20 protein-coding genes and 2 pseudogenes are annotated in these 18,169 nt (G+C 62.3%); 6 read left to right on the top strand and 16 right to left on the bottom strand.

The window, feature by feature from the left end:
* The first annotated feature begins 9 nt into the window (after window positions 1-9).
* Window positions 10-576 (top strand): TetR/AcrR family transcriptional regulator, encoded by a 567-nt coding sequence (locus H5V43_RS22850; RefSeq protein WP_004212724.1) that lies wholly within the window; start codon window positions 10-12, stop codon window positions 574-576.
* Between the two features lie 207 nt (window positions 577-783).
* Here H5V43_RS22850 and H5V43_RS22845 read toward each other — a convergent pair whose 3' ends face one another.
* The 3 genes and pseudogenes from H5V43_RS22845 to H5V43_RS22835 all read right to left on the bottom strand — a co-directional run.
* A complete protein-coding gene (locus H5V43_RS22845) occupies window positions 784-1,329 on the bottom strand; it encodes a PepSY-associated TM helix domain-containing protein (protein WP_004212723.1) in 546 nt (181 codons plus the stop codon).
* Between the two features lie 116 nt (window positions 1,330-1,445).
* On the bottom strand, window positions 1,446-1,853 hold the full coding sequence (locus tag H5V43_RS22840; protein WP_004212722.1) for a single-stranded DNA-binding protein: 408 nt from the start codon (window positions 1,851-1,853) through the stop codon (window positions 1,446-1,448).
* A 315-nt stretch (window positions 1,854-2,168) separates the two neighbouring features.
* A pseudogene (locus H5V43_RS22835) lies at window positions 2,169-2,956 on the bottom strand (IS3 family transposase); the annotation flags it as partial.
* 79 nt (window positions 2,957-3,035) lie between these two features.
* On the opposite strand from H5V43_RS22835, the gene H5V43_RS22830 reads away from it, so the two are divergent.
* Genes H5V43_RS22830 through tnpC form a run of 3 tightly spaced genes read left to right on the top strand, consistent with a single transcriptional unit; the run spans window position 3,036 to window position 5,382 of the window.
* The gene (locus H5V43_RS22830) at window positions 3,036-3,365 is read left to right on the top strand and encodes a transposase (protein WP_025550095.1); all 330 of its coding nucleotides are present in this window, start codon (window positions 3,036-3,038) and stop codon (window positions 3,363-3,365) included.
* A complete protein-coding gene (gene tnpB / locus H5V43_RS22825; RefSeq protein ID WP_037487503.1) occupies window positions 3,362-3,709 on the top strand; it encodes an IS66 family insertion sequence element accessory protein TnpB in 348 nt (115 codons plus the stop codon). The genes H5V43_RS22830 and tnpB overlap by 4 nt, the downstream gene beginning before the upstream one ends.
* A gap of 59 nt (window positions 3,710-3,768) precedes the next feature.
* Window positions 3,769-5,382, top strand: a complete 1,614-nt coding sequence (tnpC, locus tag H5V43_RS22820; RefSeq protein ID WP_044660291.1) for an IS66 family transposase — start codon at window positions 3,769-3,771, stop codon at window positions 5,380-5,382.
* 17 nt (window positions 5,383-5,399) lie between these two features.
* On the opposite strand, the pseudogene H5V43_RS22815 reads toward tnpC, so the two are convergent.
* The 13 genes and pseudogenes from H5V43_RS22815 to H5V43_RS22750 all read right to left on the bottom strand — a co-directional run.
* Window positions 5,400-5,818, bottom strand: a pseudogene (locus H5V43_RS22815) (transposase); the annotation flags it as partial.
* Window positions 5,819-6,080: 262 nt separating this feature from the next.
* On the bottom strand, window positions 6,081-6,290 hold the full coding sequence (ccoS, locus tag H5V43_RS22810) for a cbb3-type cytochrome oxidase assembly protein CcoS (RefSeq protein WP_004212718.1): 210 nt from the start codon (window positions 6,288-6,290) through the stop codon (window positions 6,081-6,083).
* Window positions 6,287-8,548, bottom strand: coding sequence for a heavy metal translocating P-type ATPase (locus H5V43_RS22805; protein WP_004212717.1), 2,262 nt, complete (start codon window positions 8,546-8,548; stop codon window positions 6,287-6,289). The genes ccoS and H5V43_RS22805 overlap by 4 nt, the downstream gene beginning before the upstream one ends.
* Window positions 8,549-8,550: 2 nt before the next feature.
* On the bottom strand, window positions 8,551-9,369 hold the full coding sequence (locus H5V43_RS22800) for a DUF2189 domain-containing protein (protein ID WP_004212715.1): 819 nt from the start codon (window positions 9,367-9,369) through the stop codon (window positions 8,551-8,553).
* Window positions 9,370-9,567: 198 nt separating this feature from the next.
* Window positions 9,568-10,446 carry a cytochrome-c oxidase, cbb3-type subunit III gene (gene ccoP, locus H5V43_RS22795; RefSeq protein ID WP_004212713.1) on the bottom strand — a complete coding sequence of 293 codons (879 nt, stop codon included), beginning with the start codon at window positions 10,444-10,446 and terminating at the stop codon, window positions 9,568-9,570.
* Window positions 10,437-10,607 (bottom strand): cbb3-type cytochrome c oxidase subunit 3, encoded by a 171-nt coding sequence (locus tag H5V43_RS22790; protein WP_004212711.1) that lies wholly within the window; start codon window positions 10,605-10,607, stop codon window positions 10,437-10,439. Before H5V43_RS22790 ends, ccoP begins: the two co-directional genes overlap by 10 nt.
* A 15-nt stretch (window positions 10,608-10,622) precedes the next feature.
* Window positions 10,623-11,375 carry a cytochrome-c oxidase, cbb3-type subunit II gene (gene ccoO, locus H5V43_RS22785; protein WP_004212709.1) on the bottom strand — a complete coding sequence of 251 codons (753 nt, stop codon included), beginning with the start codon at window positions 11,373-11,375 and terminating at the stop codon, window positions 10,623-10,625.
* 3 nt (window positions 11,376-11,378) lie between these two features.
* Window positions 11,379-13,022, bottom strand: a complete 1,644-nt coding sequence (gene ccoN, locus H5V43_RS22780) for a cytochrome-c oxidase, cbb3-type subunit I (RefSeq protein WP_004212708.1) — start codon at window positions 13,020-13,022, stop codon at window positions 11,379-11,381.
* Window positions 13,023-13,367: 345 nt separating this feature from the next.
* Window positions 13,368-14,156 (bottom strand): META domain-containing protein, encoded by a 789-nt coding sequence (locus tag H5V43_RS23735; protein ID WP_025549134.1) that lies wholly within the window; start codon window positions 14,154-14,156, stop codon window positions 13,368-13,370.
* A gap of 249 nt (window positions 14,157-14,405) precedes the next feature.
* Window positions 14,406-14,867: a hypothetical protein gene (locus H5V43_RS22765; RefSeq protein WP_004212706.1), complete on the bottom strand. Its 462-nt coding sequence runs from the start codon at window positions 14,865-14,867 to the stop codon at window positions 14,406-14,408.
* Window positions 14,868-14,879: 12 nt separating this feature from the next.
* Window positions 14,880-16,091: an NO-inducible flavohemoprotein gene (hmpA, locus tag H5V43_RS22760; protein ID WP_004212704.1), complete on the bottom strand. Its 1,212-nt coding sequence runs from the start codon at window positions 16,089-16,091 to the stop codon at window positions 14,880-14,882.
* Window positions 16,092-16,131: 40 nt separating this feature from the next.
* On the bottom strand, window positions 16,132-16,407 hold the full coding sequence (locus H5V43_RS22755; RefSeq protein ID WP_004212703.1) for a TehB family protein: 276 nt from the start codon (window positions 16,405-16,407) through the stop codon (window positions 16,132-16,134).
* A complete protein-coding gene (locus H5V43_RS22750) occupies window positions 16,400-16,837 on the bottom strand; it encodes a group III truncated hemoglobin (protein WP_004212701.1) in 438 nt (145 codons plus the stop codon). The genes H5V43_RS22755 and H5V43_RS22750 overlap by 8 nt, the downstream gene beginning before the upstream one ends.
* 109 nt (window positions 16,838-16,946) lie before the next feature.
* On the opposite strand from H5V43_RS22750, the gene H5V43_RS22745 reads away from it, so the two are divergent.
* A complete protein-coding gene (locus H5V43_RS22745) occupies window positions 16,947-17,405 on the top strand; it encodes an Rrf2 family transcriptional regulator (protein WP_004212699.1) in 459 nt (152 codons plus the stop codon).
* Window positions 17,406-17,662: 257 nt separating this feature from the next.
* The gene (locus tag H5V43_RS22740) at window positions 17,663-18,127 is read left to right on the top strand and encodes a cupin domain-containing protein (RefSeq protein WP_004212697.1); all 465 of its coding nucleotides are present in this window, start codon (window positions 17,663-17,665) and stop codon (window positions 18,125-18,127) included.
* Window positions 18,128-18,169: the final 42 nt, after the last annotated feature.

The raw sequence follows: 18,169 nt of genomic DNA, 5'->3' as shown, positions 1-18,169 counted from the left end.
GGAGGTGTGATGAAGGAACGAACCAGGCGGAATGCCGCACAGAGCCGCGAGACGCTCCTGGCTGCAGCGACCGAGGAGTTCGCGTCCCATGGGCTGGCGGGCGCGCGGATCGATCGCATTGCGCAGGCGGCGGGTATCAGCAAGCCGATGCTCTACACCTATTTCGGGGACAAGGAGGCGCTCTTCGATGCCGCGCTGACGCAGGAAGTGATGGACGCGGCGCAGGCCGATCGCTTCGATCCCAATGATCTTGAGGGTTATGCGGGGCGCACCTATGACTTGCTGGTCGAGCGCCCGCGCTTGTGGAGGCTGCTGACCTGGCATCATTTGGAGCGTGGCCAGGATGTTCTGATGCTCCCGGCCGGCGAGGTCCTTCTCGGGGAGAAGCTGGACGGGATCGCAGCGGCGCAGGCCGAGGGGCGGATCGTCGCCGACTTCACGCCCATGGACGTCGTCCGGCTTGTCGCCGCCCTCACCCAGCTCTGGTGCATGACCGGAGCCGCACGCGACGCTACCGAGCATGCGGCGCGCAGGGCGACGATCATGCGGGCGGTGGGGCGACTGCTGCGCGTGTGATCGTGCGAGGCGCGCGTTGCCCGCCCGCGCGCCGATCAGGACACAGCAAGCTCCATCGCACCCCGCGACATTACCCGACCGCTAAGATACGGCGGCTCATCTGCTCGCGCTGCCCGTGGGCACGGCGGGCCGAGCGACGATCAGAATTGCGCGGCCACAGCCGAACCGGAGTGGATCGGCAAGTGAGCCCGTCGCAGCGCGATGACCTCAGGTCGCAGGCCTTGATGCGCGACGTTTCGTCAGCAGTCGTTTGAGATCCTTCGCAAGGCGATAAAACAGAATGACGATCCCGGTGACCACGATGAGCAACGTCGCCGATGCAGCGACAACGATCAGTGGATGGTTGTAACTGCGCGAGGCGCCAAGGTTCATGATATGGATTTTGTAAAAGAAATCATAGAAGTCCCACAGGTCCGAACGGCGACTGAGCACCTCTCCGGTGAACGGATCCAGATAGAGGCGACTATGCTCCTTGTCGGCGAAGCTGGCGCGCCACAGCGGCCCGCCGACCTGCGCTTCCTCGGGCGCCGTTTCCTGATAGTCGACCGCCTGCAGCCTGCCGGATCCTTTGTAGGACATCAGAGCATAGCGCCGAGCGTCTGCCAGACTGATCTCATCGACATTTTCGCCAGTGTAGGCGTTCCACCAGCTTTCGCTTCCGCCCCGCGCCTTGAGGACCCATATCGGACCGCGCGGCGTATTTTTGAGCGTGGCCTCGTTGAGGTCGGTGTGGCATGCGATCTTCGATCCCATGCGACGGAAAGCGGATAGTGCAGACGCCCCCGCCTGCAAAATCCCTCGCGAGCTATGGCAAATCCGGCTCGCCGCTGGATGCCCCCGCGCGCCACAAGCGCGCGGGGATCCGGGGGTCAGAAGGGCACGTCGTCGTCGAGCTCAGGATCAGGGTCGCCGGCCTCGTCGGACTTCGATTTCGCCCGGCTGAGGAAGTCGATCGTCTCGGCGATGATCTCGGTGCCGTAGCGCTCGACGCCGTCGCCATCGGTCCATTCGCTGTAATGGATGCGGCCGCGCACCAGCAGCTTCATGCCCTTGGTGCAATGCTCCTGCACGGTCTTGCCGAGGCCATTGAACGCGGTGATCCGATGCCATTCGGTGTCCTGGACGCGGTAGCCTTTCTCATCGCGAACGACCTTGCCTTCCGAATAGCGGGGACGCGAGGTCGCCAGGGTGAAGTGGGTGATGCGGGTCCCGCCCTGGGTGGTGCGGCTCTCCGGATCCATGCCGATATTGCCGGCAAGAATGACGATGTTCTGCATGATCAAATCTCCGTTGCTTCCGTCCGAGGGACCGTCCCTCCGACGAGACCCGGCCAAGACCGGCGGGAGACGAGGGCATCGACGCGCAAGCGGCGACCCGACCCACAAGGGCCGGAGTGGTGCGGGCAGGCGCGCGAGCGACAACCCGGTCCGGCACCGCGGGGGTTGCCCCACGGCAACCGTCCGGGCTTAGGGGATCAGTCAGGCGGAGGGCGCTTTCCCTCGGCGCCAGGCAACGGCAGAGCCATGTCGCAACATCGCGATGGGCCGAGCTCAGGACATGGACTGCCCGCAATGACTGGTCCGGTTGTGTAGTTAGTTGATCTGCGCCTCTGATACCAGCCTGGGCGGGAGGCGGAGCGTAGCGGAGCCGAGCGGCCAGGCTGGCATCTTGATCGTCTCCGGGGCCGGTGGTCGATATCCGAGACTGCTGTGGGGCCGTGCTCGGTTGTAATGATCGCGCCACCAGCCGGTGACGATCCGCACCTCCTCAAGGCTGTAGAAGATTTCGCCGTTGAGCAGTTCATCTCGCAGACGGGCATTGAAGCTTTCGATATAGCCGTTCTCCCATGGGCTGCCGGGCTCGATATAGAGGGTAATGACGCCAAGCCTGCCGAGTCACTCGCGCACCGCATTAGCGACGAACTCGGGGCCGTTATCGGATCTGATATGCTCGGGCGGCCCATGCTCGATGAACAGATCGGTCAGCACGTCAATCACGTCGTTCGACCGGAAGCGCCGCAGCGGCACCATCGCCAGGCATTCCCGGCTGAACTCGTCGATAATGTTGAGCATTCGGAACTTGCGACCGTTGTGCGTCTGATCCTCGACGAAGTCGTAGGACCACACATGCCGCGATGCTCCGGGCGCAGCCGGATGCACGATCCGTCGCCGAGCCAGAGCCGCCGCCGTTTCGGTTGCCGCTTCGGCACTTTAAGACCCTCCCGCCGCCAGATACGCTCAACCACTGACAGGCTGACCTGCCAGCCCGCCTGGCCCAGCAAGACATGGATGCGGCGATAGCCATACCGGCCATAGTCCTTGGCCAGCGCGATGATGTCGGCTGTTAGCCGCCGCTCGTCGGTATCGCTCCGGTGAGGGCCACCTTGCGGTGATTGGCTGATATTTCGAGATGGCACCGGTGCAAGCACTGGTGTTTGCACCGGTACTAAGGACGGTGCGATGAGTCAGATCACGGTAATTTCGGGGCCGGAGCGGCGGCGGGTATGGACTGATCAACAGAAGCGGGAGTTGGTCGCGGCTGTTTCGGCGCCCGGCGCGAACGTGGCGGAGATTGCCCGCCGTGCTGATCTGCGGCCGAACCAGATCTACAGATGGCGGCGGCAGATGGAGCAGGCCGCCCAGGGCTTTGCAGAGGTGCAGGTGCACCTTGATCCGGCACCGGCCGTTGGGACAGCGATCATCGTGGAGTTCGAGCGGGCGATTGTGCGCATTCCTGCTGGCGCCTCGCCCGGGCTGGTGTCGGCAGTGCTGCGGTCGGTCAAGTCGTGATCCCAGTTCCCTCCGGCGTTCGGATATGGATCGCAACGGGGCATACGGACATGCGGCGCGGCATGCGCAGCCTGGCCCTGCAGGTGCAACAGAGTTTCGGCCGCGATCCGTTCGCGGGCGATCTCTACATTTTCAGGGGACGCCGCGGCGACCTATGCAAGGTGATCTGGCATGATGGCGTGGGCATGTCTCTTTATGCCAAGCGCTTGGAGCGCGGGAAGTACATCTGGCCCTCGGCCGTGGACGGCGTGATTGCTATTTCCCCCTCGCAGATGGCCTGCATGTTGGAGGCGATCGATTGGCGTAATCCGCAGGCCACATGGCGCCCGACATTGGCCGGATAAAAGGTCGATATTGCCTAAAAAGCTAGGGATTCCGGCGCCTTTCTGCTATACGCGCCGGCATGGGGGACGAGGCGCAAGCACAGATCGACAGCCTTCGCGAGCGGCTCGCGGCTGCCGAGGCTGTCGCCGCTGAAGTCGCCCGCATCAAGGCGATCAACGCCGACCTGGAAGCCCGCAACGCCCTTCTCGAACTGCAGAACGAGAAGATGCGCCGCACCCTTTTTGGCCAGCGATCCGAACGTACGCGCCATCTGCTCGACCAGATGGAACTGACCTTCGAGGAGTGCGAGACCGCTGCCAGCGAAGATGAGCTCCTTGCTGCCCTGGCAGCGGCGAAGACCAACGTTGCTCCGTTCGAGCGCAAGCGGCCCGCCCGCAAGCCCTTGCCCGAGCACCTGCCGCGCGAGCGCGTTGTCATCGCCGCGCCAGAGGCCTGCCCCTGCTGCGGCTCGGAACGGCTGTGCAAGCTGGGCGAGGATATTACCGAGACGCTTGAGGTCGTGCCGCGCCAGTGGAAGGTGGTCCAGACCGTGCGGGAGAAGTTCTCCTGCCGGGATTGTGAGAAGATCACCCAACCACCGGCGCCTTTCCACGTCACGCCCCGCGGGCTCTTTGGCCCCAGCTTCCTGGCGATGCTGCTGTTCGAGAAGTTCGGGGCGCATCAGCCGCTCAACCGCCAGCGTGACCGCTATGCCCGCGAGGGCGTGGAGCTGAGCCTTTCCACCCTGGCCGATCAGGTCGGCGCCTGCACCGCCGCGCTCATGCCGCTCTATCTGCTGATTGAAGCCCATGTCCTGGCCGCGGAGCGGCTGCATGGCGATGATACGACGGTGCCGGTGCTGGCAAAGACCAAGACCGATACGGGCCGGATCTGGACCTATGTCCGGGATGATCGACCTTTTGGCGGGCCCGCGCCGCCGGCAGCGATCTTCCATTACTCCCGCGACCGGCGGGGCGAGCATCCTGTGGGCCATCTGCGCAGTTGGAGAGGCATTCTTCAGGCCGATGCCTATGCCGGCTACAACGCGCTGTTCCATGCCGACCGCCTGCCGGCGCCGCTGACCCGCGCCCTGTGCTGGAGCCATGCGCGCCGCTATTTCTTCGAGCTGGCCGATGTCGCCGCGCAGCTCAAGAAGCGCCGCAAAAAGGCTGTCATCTCGCCGCTGGCGGTGGAGGCCGTCCGCCGCATCGACGCGATCTTCGACATCGAGCGCGCCATCAACGGCAGACCGGCCCAGGAGCGTCTCGCCCATCGGCAGGAACTCAGCGCACCGCTGGTCGCCGATCTGGAAGAATGGATGCGCGACAGCCGGTCGAAGCTATCGAAGAACAGCGATGTGGCCGAGGCCATGGATTACATGCTCAAGGCATGGCCTGCCTTCGCCGCGTTTCTCGACGACGGCCGCATATGCCTCTCGAACAACGCGGCGGAACGCGCGCTCAGGGGTATAGCATTGGGCAGAAAATCGTGGCTTTTCGCCGGTTCAGACCGCGGTGGCCAACGCACGGCCTTCATGCTCAGCCTCATCGGTACGGCGAAGCTCAATGACATCGATCCGCAGGCCTGGCTTGCCGACGTTCTCGCGCGCATCGCCGACATTCCCCAGAACCGTCTCCATGAACTGCTGCCATGGAATTGGCGCGCCGCCGAAGATCAACGCGAAGCAGCCTGAGCCGCGGCCCTCACCGGAAGCTTACGCTCGTCGGCATCATCCTTCGGTGGATGGCGCTGTGTCGAACGATGCTGGCCCAGAACACGGCAGGTCCGTCGCTCCGATACCGGCAACGCGCGACGGATCTGCTCGATCGCCTCACGGCGACGGGAGGGACTCAAAAAGTCAGCTTCGACGCCTCTTGCAGGATCGCCTTGTCGAGCGCGAGGTCGGCCACCAGCTTCTTCAGCCGCGCATTCTGGCGCTCCAGATCCTTCATTCGCCGCGCCTGGTCGACCTTCAGCCCGCCATATTCCTTGCGCCACCGATATAGCGTCTGCTCCGCGATCCCGATCTGGCGGCAAGCCTCCACCGCTGTGCCGCCTCGCCCCACAATCACCTCTACTTCACGCAGCTTCGCTATGATCTGCTCCGGCGTAAACCTCTGACGTCCCATACATTTCTCCAATTCTCATGCCCAAATGGGCTCTCTTCAGAATTGGACCAGTTTTTCCAAGGTAGACCACTATCCCTCCGTCAGACCGATGCCAGCCTCACAGGAGGTTTCGGGCAACAGCGGCAAGACTGAGTGCAAGCGCGACAAGGCTGGGAATGATGACCGCCGCCCCGCAGATGAAGGCAAGGACGCCCACCCAATTCCAACTCGGTGCCTGCATCATCACTTCGTCCTTTGCCCAATGGTGTCCACACCACCATCCTTATCGCAAACGATTTGCCTCGCCCTCGGTTTCGGGTCGCCAATCATCAGGTTCGACAAGAGGCTGGTCTGACTTGGCGTCGGTCACGACTCGCTCGGCCGCTCCATCCAGATCATCATACTGCCCGGTGCGCATCGACCAAAGAAAGGCGCCCAGCCCAGCAAGGCCCATCAGCAGCGCGACCGGCACCAGCCACAGGATCCCGCTCATCGGGTAGCGGCCAGGGGAACGAGGGTCGGTGCCGGCGCTCGCCTGCTAAGCCGTGATCCGCGTGCTGCGGGAATTCGCAGAGAGTTCGCAACGACCGAAATCGACGAAAGCGACATGGCGACGGCAGCAAGCAGTGGGGTGACATAGCCCGCCATGGCCACAGGAATCACCAAAAGGTTATAACCGACGGAAAGCGCCAGGTTCTGGCGGACACGTTGCCGGGCCGCGCGCGCGATCTGCACAGCGCGCGGAACCGCATCGAGATCCTGGCCGAGATAAACAATATCCGCGGCCGCCCGACCGATGTCGGCGGCATTGGAAGGAGCCATCGAAACGTGCGCCGCCGCCAGTGCCGGTCCATCGTTCAGCCCATCACCCACCATCAAGGTCAGGCGCTGACTGTCCGCCAGCGCCTGAAGCCGCTCCACCTTATGCTGCGGCAGCAATCCGGCACGCCAGTGGGCGATACCGATCGCGTTCGCGAACCCCGACACAGAAGCAATGTGATCGCCCGAAAGCAGTTCGATAGGCAGCCCAAGCGCGTCAAGCTTGGCCACCGCTTCCCGCGCACTCGTCTTTTCAACGTCCAAGAAGGCAAAATGGCCGGCAAGCTCACCATCGACCGAGAACACGGTCTGGAAACCGCCACTCTCGCCCGTGCCTGGATTCAAAGCCCAATCGGCACGCCCCAGGCGAAACAGATGGCCGTTCCGCTGGCCCTCCAAACCCCGGCCCGGCAGCTCGGAAAAACTGTCCAGATCGAGGCCGGACAAGGCGCCGCCGTTGGCGGCAATCGCGCGTGCGACGGGATGGTTGGAACGCGACGCCAGCGCCATCACGATTGCGCGATAGGGTTCATCGATGGCGATCTTGCTCACTCGCAAATCGCCATGAGTGAGCGTGCCGGTCTTGTCGAAAATCACGGTATCGACCTGTGCAAGCCGCTCGAGCGCGCTTCCATCCTTGAGCGCGATGCCGTGCTCGAACAAGCGCTTCGCCGCGGCGACCTGAACCATGGGTATGGCGAGACCAAGCGCGCAGGGACAGGTCACAATGAGCACCGAAATGGCAATGGTCAGCGCCCGATGCCAATCGCCTGTGTCAAGGAACCACCCGGCAAACACGGCCAAGGCCAGCGAATGGATGATCGGCGAGTAATAGGCCGCAACACGGTCGGCGAGACGGCGATAGCGTGCTCTGCCCTGCTCGGCCGCTTCCATCATTCGCACCATTTCGGATAGAAAGGACCGCGCGTGGCTGTTGGTCACACGCACCTTGAGCGAACCATTGAGATTCAGCATGCCCGAAACGAGCGTGCTTCCCGGTCGTACCGGCACCGGCATCGCCTCGCCCGTGACCGCGGCAGTGTCGAGATCGCCCTCGCCCGCAAGGACAAGACCATCCAGCGGAACACGCTCGCCTGGCGCGACGAGGATGACATCACCCACCGAGACATCCTCGAGCGGTCTAAAAGCGCGCGATCCATCCGTGCCGATTACATTCGCGCCCGCAGGCGTCATTCGCGTCAGCCCGAGCACGGCCGAACGGGCCTTGTCACGCATGGCATGGTCGAGCGTTCGTCCGACAAGCAGGAAAAAGATCAGCGTCACGACCGCGTCGAAATAGGCATGGCGTCCGAAATGCAGCGTGTCGTAGATGCTGAGACCCAGTGTCAGGACGATGCCGATCGAGATGGGCACATCCATATTGGTGCGTCCCGCGCGCAATGCCGACCATGCCGACAAGAAGAAGATGCGCCCCGAAAAGAATACCGCGGGAAGCGCGAGCAGCGCCGAGATGAGATGGAACAGCTGCCGCGTAGCGGGGTCGGCGCCTGACCAGACCGACACCGAAAGCAGCATGATGTTCATCGCCGCGAAGCCGGCGACCGCTGTCGCGACGATCAGCCGGCGCTTTTCGGGATCGGCGCGTTCGTCCGGTTGGCTGAGAAGATTTGCCTCGAAGCCCGCCTCGTTCAGCGTTGCCAGCAAAGGCGGTGCACTCGCGGTTTGCGCTTGCCGCCATGTGACGGTCACACGCCGCGTCGATAGATTGACCCGAGCCGCTACGACGCCCTCGAGGTTACCAAGGATGCGCTCGATCTTCGCCATGCATCCGCCGCAATGCGCGGTCGGGACCGACAGTTGCGTCCTCATCGTTCCGTCATCCAGCGATTGGCTGGCGAAGATGAGTTCATCGACCGATTGCCCGGTCAATGATGTCGGCGCCTGGACGGCAGGCATGGCATGGCTGGCCATGTCTAGGCCTGCGTGTCTGAGACCGCGCGATAGGCATGCCATGTGGCATGTCCAAGCCACGGGAAGATGACGATGAGGCCGATCAAGCCCGTAGCCGCGCAGAGTATGAAAAGCGCAAGGACGATGGCGCCCCAGACGATCATCGGCGCAAGGTTGTTCCAGACGAGCGCCGTGCTTGTTCCCATCGCCGTGAGCGCATCGACCTTGCGATCGAGGAGCATCGGAATGGCAAAAACACTGATCGCAAAAGCGAATGAGGCGAACAGGCCGCCCACCGCCGTGCCGACGCCGAGAATAATCCATCCCACCGGCTCGGTCAGCAGGAAGGCGGTTATGTGAGGCAGGCCGGGAAAGGGGCGCACGCCGAAGAACAACGCATAGATGAGCACCGCGGATCGCATCCACAGTAGCATCAGCAGGCTGAGCAGGACCCCGGTGAAAAGCACCTGCGGGCCCGCCGCCGGTTTCACCAGGAGCATTTCGCGCAGCGACGTATCGCGTCCCGCTTCTCGGTTGCGGCTTTTCTCATAGAGTCCGATGGCCAGCAGCGGGGCAATGATCATGAAGCCGGCGAGCGCGGGAAAAAGAATATAGTCGCGGCCATACAGCGCGAGCATCGCGACAGCAGCGAGAGACAGAAGGAAAATGCCCAGACCGTAGGCCAGGCTCGGCATCGGCCGATGGAAAAGATCCTGCCATCCGGCCTTGAGCCATTGGAAGCCGATGGAAGCGGGAAGATGGCGCTGAAACCGCGCGCTCTTCGTCTCCTCGATGCCCGAGGTCTGGCTCAGCAAGCCATAAGAGGGGCTTTTATCGCTCATGTCCCGCTACCTTTCAGCATGCCGATTTCGCCGCGCGATACTGCCCGCTCCCGTTCGCGCGTTCCTTCAAATGTCCCACGCATTCGGGCTGCGAGCGAAAGGCGACGTAGAAAAAATGCGCGTTCGCAAGAACGAACAGCAAAAGGCCTGCTGCCACCAGCGTCCAGACCAGCCACCGGGATCGGGATCGCATGGCCGTCATCGCTGAGGCGCGCTCAGCGAATGAACATAGAGCGCCAATATCTTGATATCCGAGTCCGTAAGCCGCTCGTCCCATGTCGGCATATGCCCCTGGCGTCCGCCATGGACGGTCTCCACGATCTGATCGATGTCTCCTCCATAGATCCAACGCGCGTCCGTCAGATTGGGAGCGCCGACATCGCGCTTCCCGCGCGCATCCTCGCCATGGCAAATCGCGCAATTGGCCATGAAGACCTCGCGCCCCGATACAATCGACGTCCGATTGGCATTCGTCACGAACTTGGGATGCGACAAGGCGTAGACATAGTTGGCCGCCAGACTGACCTGATCGGCATCGAGTATCCCGTCGCGTCCGAACGAGGGCATCTGCGAGACGCGCCCCTGCGGATGCTCCACATTGACCCCAACGCGCATGGTCTGCGCGATCGTCTCAAGGTCGCCGCCCCAGATCCAGTCGTCATCGGTCAGATCGGGATAACCATAACCCCCCTTGGCATTAATGCCGTGGCAGGCGGCGCAGTTGTCGCCGAACAACCGGTGGCCGGTGCTACGCACGATGGTCATGAGCCGGGGGTCGGCCGCGATCTGCTCGAGGTTCTCGCTTTCGATCCGCTTTATCCAGTCGGCCCGTCCCGCCTGCGAATCGACCAGGTGCTTTTCGACCGAGGTGCGCTGGTCGATGTTGAGAATTCCCTTGGTGTAGGTGTCGCCCAAGGGCCAAGTCGGCATGAGAATCCACCAGGCGAAAGCGAAGAGATGGGTGACGATCAGAAAAATCAGCACACCCTTGGGGACCGGCGTATCGAGCTCCTTGATGCCATTCCAGACATGGCCGGTCGTTTCATGACCGCTGACGGGATCGCGCTCTACGTCCATGGCTTGTCGTCCTGATCGAGAACGCTTTGTTTGGCTCGGTTGAACTTGCCACGATTGGACGGCCGGAACGTATAAATGAGGACACCGATCATCAGACCGATGAGGTAGAACAGCCCCCAGCTTTTCGAGAATGCAACAAGAGCCTCGTGGCTTATGTCCATGCCTGCCTCCTCATGTCATTTCACCGGCTCTGGCGGCTTCTGCGGCGCGGCCGTATTCTTGTACGGCACGTCGGTCAGCCGGCCGAGAACCTGAAGATAGGCGACGAGCGCGTCCATCTCGGTGACCTCGGTCGCCACATCGTCGAACACGCGAACCTGCGTTTCTTCGCCATACCGCTCGGTGATACCGGACGAGGTCGAGCTTTCCGGTGTCGCCTGGTCGAAGGCATCGACGCTCGCATTCTCGATCATGGCATCGGTGTAGGGCACCCCCGCGGCCCGCAGCGCCTTGAGGTGCAAGGGCAGATCAGCGAGGCGCAAGGGCGTCCGCGCCAGCCAGGGATAGGCCGGCATATTGGAATCGGGCACCACATCGCGCGGATTGGTCAGATGGGCGACGTGCCAGAAATCGGAATATTTGCCGCCAACGCGGGCGAGGTCGGGTCCGGTGCGCTTCGAACCCCAGAGCATCGGATGGTCATATTTGGATTCGACCGCGAGCGAATAGGGACCATAGCGCTCAACTTCGTCCTGCAGCGTCCGGATCATCTGGCTGTGACAGGCATAGCATCCTTCGCGCACATAGATGTTTCGCCCCGCCAGTTCGAGCGGCGTGTAGAGCCGCATGTCTGGCGCCTCCTCGACCGTCTCGTCGATCGTGAAAAGCGGAGCGATCTCGACGAGGCCGCCGACACTGGCAGCCGCGATGATGGCGAGCACGAAGCCGATCGCCGAACGTTCGAGCTTGCGATGAAACAGTTCCGCCACGGCTCAGGCCCTCCCCGCCGCCGTCGCGGCCTGTAGCGGGACGTCGCCTTCGAACGGCGCCTGGGCCGAGGCGGCGCGAATGGTCCTCCACATATTGTAGGCGCCGATCACAGCACCGATCAGGAACAGAAGGCCGCCGAGCGTACGCGCGATGTAATAGGGATACATGGCTCTGAGCGAATCCAGGAAGGAGTAGGCTAGCGTGCCTTCCTCCGTATAGGTCCGCCACATCAGGCCCTGGATGATGCCCGAGTTCCACATGGCAAAAATGTAGACAAGAGTGCCGGCAAGCGAGAGCCAGAAGTGCCACTCGACCAAGGCGGGCGAATACATCGCCTCGCGCTTCCACAAGGACGGCACCAGCGTGTAGAGCGAGCCGAAGGTGATGAGCGCCACCCAGCCGAGCGCGCCGGCGTGAACATGGCCAACCGTCCAGTCGGTGTAATGCGAAAGCGAATTGACGGGCCGGATGGCGAGGAACGAACCTTCAAAGGTCGAGATGCCATAAAACACCGCCGCGACCATCATGAAGCGGAGCGTCGCATCATCGCGCACGCGGTGCCAGGCGCCGTTCAATGTTAGCAAGGCGTTGCCAGCCGAAGCCCATGACGGCACGAGGAGCATCACCGAGAAGGTCATGCCCAGCGTCTGAACCCAGTGCGGTAGGGCGGTATAATGAAGGTGGTGGGAACCCGCCCACATGTAGAAGAAGGTAATGCCCCAAAAGCTCAGGATCGAGAGACGGTAGGAGAAGATCGGCCGCTGGGCCCGGATGGGCAGGTAGTAATAGAGCATGCCCAGGAAGCCCGCCGTCAGGAAGAAGGCGACGGCGTTATGACCATACCACCACTGCACCATAGCATCCTGGACGCCCGACCAGATGGTGTAGCTCTTCGCATGGCCCAGCGAGACCGGAATCGCGAGATTGTTGATGATATGGAGTATCGCGACGACGAGAATGAAGGCCATGAAGTACCAGTTGGCCACATAAATGTGTGGTTCCTTGCGGCGTGCGAGCGTCCGGATGTAGAGGATGAAGTAGGTCACCCAGACGATCACCAGCCAGATGTCGGCATACCATTCGGCCTCGGCATATTCCTTCGATTGGGTAACCCCGAGCAGATAACCGCTGGCCGCGAGGATGCAGAACAGGTTGTAGCCCACCAGCACGAACCAGGCCGAAAGCTGATCGGGAAGACGCGCCCGCGAGGTCCGCTGCACGACATGCAGCGAGGTGGCGATGAGCGCGTTGCCGCCAAAGCCGAAGATCACGCCGCTGGTGTGCACCGGTCGCAAGCGGCCGAAGCTCGCCCAGGCACTGTCAAACGTCAGGTCAGGGAATGCCAGCAGCGCGGCGACCCAGACCCCCACGAACATCGCCACCACCGCCCAAGCCATGCTGGCGATGATGCCGGCCTTGATGGGCTCGTCATAGTAGCTTTGCAAACGGGATTTTGGCGGTTCCGGTCCCCAGATGCCGCGGATTACGATGATGGCGCAAATGGCGGCAATGGCCAGGATCAGCCAGCCGTGGATTTCCATTGTGTCCTGATTGCCTGCCGCTGCGAGAACGAGGCCGCACAGACCGACGGCAACGGAAATGGCGAGCGCGATCTGGCGTTCGGTCTCGGTCAAGGTCAGTATCATGGCCGATCTATTTCCCCCCTCATCGGTCATCGCCACGGGCTGACAGCGCAGCAGCAGGTTCGCTCCCGATGGGAACACAGCTCGCGCCGAACCAGCAACACGCGGGTCGGACGGAAGTTCCCAACTATTGCCCTGCCGTCTCCCGCGGTAAACACCAAAAAATCAGTGGTCAGCGTCGCTCGCCACGCATCGCGGCCGAATTTGAACCTGTGTTTGGCGACGGCGCAATGGACTTTTGCCGATCAAGCTCTTGGACCGTTAAGCCTGTGTCCAAGACTGGCTCGACCTCCGTCTCCGATCGGTCAGGACTGAGCGGCAGCCGCTCTTCAGCATACTGCGGTCGAATCAGCGTATCGCCGCCAGGTATCGTCCGTCGTCGGCACGGAAGAGCACTGACCCATTGCTGTTGACGGACCATGAGGTCACATCCTGCAGAATGGCCAGGAACCTGGTTTCCTGGTTCCCGAGCGCCGGCACGCAAGCCCGGCGCGTCACGGCGAGCCGTCCGATCCGAAGCGACTGTTCCTCGATCGAATAGTCGCCGGTGAACCTGTTGCAGCCGGCCGATCCGCTCACTCGGCCGTCTTGCGAAAACTGCACCGTCACATTGGATTTGTCGATCAGACCGGTCTGATTGATGTCCTCCACCTTGAATTGCGGGCCGATCAAGCCTGAAGCCGCCGGGCGGTCACCAACGCGAACCATATTGAGCGTCCCCAGATCCTGCTCGAACCGCGTGGGATCGACCGAATGAACCGTATCCGTGGTCCATATCGGGTTGCCCTCGGGATCGGTAATCGTCGCACGGACTGCGTAACGCATGTTGGTCTTCAAGTCCTGTTCCTTCACCCTAATCGAAAATGGCAAAGGAACCTGCTGCCCTGCTGTCTCGCGCGTTTCCTTGGCAATGATCACCGATCTCGCATCGGCGCGCGAAACGTCCAGCAGTCTCACGTTGAATTTCGCGCGGGCGGGCAGAGCGATGCGCTGTCGATAGGATGCGTTGCCGGTTACGACCTTGTCTCTCAGCTCCGCAATGGGGGCTTGGGGATCGACGTATCGCGCGCCTGTCGCGCAGCCGCCGAGCGCGAGCATGGTCATCGCCAGTACGGCTGTGAATGGCTTGTTGAACATGGCGTTTCACTTTGCTGTGCGATTGGAGCGGAAGAGAGCAGGTCAGGCGGAACCCATGGCATCGGCAATAATGGGAGGGCTTCGAGCGGCAGTCCTGTGGGAATCGACTTCGCATAGGATGGTTCCGAACCACGAACGTCCGATGGCGGGCGGAAGATTGGGCTGGATTGGCGCGGGCGGCCCCGGCGGATATCTGATCCCCTCTTGGGAGACAGCCACTGAATTTTGGAACCACACGAAAAGCGCAGTCTAGAACCCGTGGCTTCCCGCCACTGCGCCGAGAACCGTGACAGCCGCGATACCCAGCAATATTCGGTGAAGTGTCTCCATTCGGGCAAAATCTGCGGCGGGCTTGACCGATGTCATCATTCGGCGGTGGAGAAACAGCGGCTCGATCACGAAAAGCATCGCGGCGAACACGGCCCACAGCCCTACCATCGCATGCATCCACCAGAAGCGAAGATCGAAAAAGCGGTCCCACATCTGCGCGCGATAGATCATCCAGAAGCCGCTCAGTCCTGCCAATAGCACCCAGATGCGCGCCTGCGCCGCAAAGCGCCCCTCCAGTCGATGAAAGGCCGCCAGCCGCTCCGCCGGCGGATTGGCGGCGCGCACGGACGGCATCACCACAAGCGTCACGAACGCCACGCCGCCGATCCAGACAAGGACCGCCAGGACATGAACGGCCCGGGCCAGGATGATGTCGTCCATGCCTCCGCTCCCTCAGGCCGCGAGCAGTTCGTCGGCCGGGCCGAAGAACTCATAGTGGATCCTGTCCGACGGCACACCCGCCAGCGACAGGGTCGAGACCGCATGACGCAGGAACGGACGCGGCCCGCAGATGTAATAGTCCGCTTGTGCGACCGGTGTGCTGGCGACCAACCATTCATCGGTAATTATGCCGGCCACATCGTAGTCGCTGCCCTCTGTTTCATCCTCGAGCGGGGTCTGGTGAAAATCGGTGATCGCGATCGATTGGCCATGGCTCGCCACAGCGCGGACATGGTCGCGCATCGCATGGGTGTCGCGGTCATGCGTGCCGTGGATGTAATGAACCGGCACTTCGGCGCCGTTCTGAACGAGGGCTTCGAGCATCGCCACCATCGGCGTCAGGCCCACGCCGCCCGACAGCAGTACGACCGGCCGTTCGACATGATCGGCGAGGAAGAATTCGCCAGCAGGCGCGGCCACCTTCAGGATCGTCCCGGGTTTCGCCTCGTCGTGCAACCAGCCCGACGCGAGCCCTTGCGGCTCGCGCTTGACCGAAATGCGATAGGTTTCGCCATTGGCGGCGGCCGAAATCGAGTAGTTGCGCTTGACCGGCGGATGTCCGGGAATTTCGAGCCAGAAGGTAAGATACTGGCCCGGCTTGTGGCGCATGACGGGGCCGCCGTCGACGGGGCGAAGGACAAAGGAATTGATGACGCTGCTTTCGCGCACAACGTCTTCGACGCGGAAATCGCGCCAGCCGTTCCAGCCGCCGGCCGCGTCCTTCTGTTCGGTGTAGACGCGCTGTTCCCGCGCGATCAGGATATTGGCGAGAAACCAGTAAGCTTCCCCCCAGGCCCCGAGGATTTCGTCGGTCGCCGCATCGCCCAGCACCGCCTTGATCGCACCGAGCAGTGCTTCGGCGACGTGCGGATAGTGCTCCGGCAGTATCTGGAGACCGACATGCTTTTGCGCGATGCGCTCGACCGCGGGAGCCAGCGCGCCGAGATTGTCGATATTGCTGGCATAGGCGAGAATGGCGCCGGTGAGCGCGCGCGGCTGCGAACCGGCGTCACCATGATGCGACTGGTTGAAAAGATCGCGAATGTCCGGGTTCTGGAACATCCTGGAATACATTTCATGCACGATATCCAGACCATGCGCTTCGAGCGCGGGGACCGTCGCCTTGACGAGCGCGATGGTCTGATCGCTGAGGGGCTGCGACATAAACTTCTCCTTGTTGGAAGGGATTCGAGTTTCCCGGCGATCAGGCGCCGGGCGGCTGATCATAGAAATCGACCCGCATTTTCATGGCGCCGATGGGCGTCACGAAGTGCGGCTGCTGCGGCAAGATCAATCCGGGCCGTTCGGGCGTCAGGACAACCTCCGACGGTGGATCGAGATAGGTCAGCCGAAGCTCACCCTCCAGAACGCGGATCAAACCCCAGACACCCGCCTTGGTATCATGGCGTGCCCGCAGGGCGGCCGGGAGCGTGTCCTGATCGAACACCGGCGTCGAACGATAGGGTAGAATGTCAGGCATGGGTGGGTACTCGCCGTTCGCAATGAATGGACCCGGCCTCGCCGTCAGCGACGCTTGGCCGATCGAGCCGAAAAAACATGGCAAGCTGCAGGCTCTCGGCAATCCGCTTCGCTTTCGCCTGCAGAGCCGCAGCTGCGTCGGGCGCCATCATCTCGTTTGTCGTACAGTCCCACAGCGCGAGCCAGCGGTCGAAAAGCGCTGGCGTTATCCTCGACCTGTGCTTCAGGTGCGCTGGCACGGGCTGGCCCTTGTATCGGCCACTGGCGAGCATGACGGATGACCAGAACGCCGCCAGCTTTTCGAGATGTTCCGGCCAGTCATCGATCGCGTCGTTGAAAATCGGCCCCAGGTCGGCATCTGCGCGAACGCGCGCGTAGAAGGCGTCGACAAGCTGCTTGAGCGCCTCATCCTTCAGTTCCAGCTCGGTCATTCGCCCGACTCCAATCATGTATCCCGAATGCATCTATACTTTTCCCTGAAAACATGCAAGATGAATACATCTTAATGCGACGAGCTGAGGAAGAGAGTGGGAACGCCCCATGAAACTGACCCTGTTCACCGACTATTCGATGCGCGTGCTGCTCTATCTGGGCGCGCGGCCTGACCGCCTGTGCTCGATCGGTGAGGTCGCGCAGGCCTACGGAATCTCGCAGAATCACTTGATGAAGGTGGTGAACCAACTCGCACGCAGTGGTGATGTGGAGAGTGTGCGTGGACGGTCGGGCGGCATCCGCCTGGGGCGGCCGCCCGAAGAGATCAACATCGGCGCACTCATACGCCAGACCGAGGACGGCTTCGATCTCGTTGACTGCGGCGGATGCGTGGTCGCGCCTGCATGTGGGCTGACGGGCGTGCTGAAGGAGGCGCTCGGCGCGTTCCTGGCGGTACTTGACCGCTATACGCTTGCCGACCTGCTGACGAAGCGGCGAGATCTCGCGTCGCTCTTCGAGCGTAACGCGGCCGATCGGTTCGAAACCCCTGCGGCGCCAGATGGATGATTGACGTCTTGGCGCATCGAAGCCGAAAAGGAGGAACGTGACATGTTCTGTCCAGAATGTGGTGAACCGGTCGATCCCGCTCCCTTTGACGGTCGTCGCCGCGCGTCGCGGTCATGGATCGCCGCAGGACTCCAAATCGGCGCGCGATGGGTAAAGGTATTGCGCGCTGGACGCTCCAAGCCGGACCGCACGCGGCAGTCCGCTTGCCCGTCTTGCTCCAATCATAAAACCACGAACACGGAAAGGAATTGAACGATATGGCCCTTCACCACGCAGCGCCCGGAGAAGTCGTCGATCTCTTGCCCGAGAACGTGACGACACATGAAGAACATTCCACAGCGATCGTGAAGGCGGACCATTTCGAAACCATCCGGCTGGTGATCCCGAGCGGCACCGAAATGCGCCAGCATCAGGTGCCGGGCAGCATCATGCTGCATTGCCTCGAGGGCCATGTGAAAGTCGAGCTCAGCGCAAGCTCGATCGAACTGCGGCGTAACCAGTGGGTCTATCTCGAAGGAGGCGCGCCGCACTCGGTCAAGGGCGCGGAAAACTCTGTGCTGCTTCTGACGATCCTCTTTCCGCCTGTAGAAGGATCACAGGCAAAAGCCGGCGCCGAGACCTTGGCGGTCGATGCCTATGACGATTGCGACTGTGTCGACCGGTGGGAAGCGGAAGGCGGTCCGGTCGTTCAATCGGATCAGCCTGCCCCCAGGAAGAATTGATCACGGGCGGCATGATGGCACGGCGCGCAGCGCGCTAGTCGC

Source organism: Sphingobium fuliginis (assembly GCF_015074805.1).
GTDB lineage: Bacteria > Pseudomonadota > Alphaproteobacteria > Sphingomonadales > Sphingomonadaceae > Sphingobium > Sphingobium fuliginis.
The sequence above is the reverse complement of the archived record's forward strand: the minus strand, read 5'-3'. Positions and strand labels throughout refer to the sequence as shown.